The following is a 279-nucleotide window of genomic DNA, read 5'->3' on the forward strand; positions in this document are numbered from 1 at the left end:
TGGGCAGGGCCGGCGCGATCGAGCGGGCGGCACGGCACAGTTCGTCGCCGCTGAGGCCGGGCAGCATCCGGTCGACGACGAGCACATCAGGGAGGGAGGAGCGGACAGCGACGAGAGCGGTCCGGCCGTCGGCGTAGGGGCGGACCTCGAAACCGGCGGAGCCCAGGTAGTCGACGACCACGTCGCGCACGGTCGGATCGTCTTCGACGAGCACCACGATCGGGGCTGGTTCGGCTCTCACCTGATGAGTCTCCGCTCTGCCGAAGCCCGGCGTGGCAC

At 71.0% G+C, this 279-nt stretch carries 1 protein-coding gene; it reads right to left on the reverse strand.

All coding sequences use genetic code 11. From position 1 onward, the window contains the following. Positions 1-241, reverse strand: a 241-nt coding sequence (locus tag SB717_RS35230; RefSeq protein ID WP_410907553.1) for a response regulator transcription factor, incomplete at its 3' end; no start/stop codon positions are given. Between the last annotated feature and the right edge of the window lie 38 nt (positions 242-279).

The sequence above is a fragment of the Priestia sp. SIMBA_032 genome (genome assembly GCF_046535215.1).
Classification (GTDB): Bacteria; Bacillota; Bacilli; order Bacillales; family Bacillaceae_H; genus Priestia; species Priestia aryabhattai.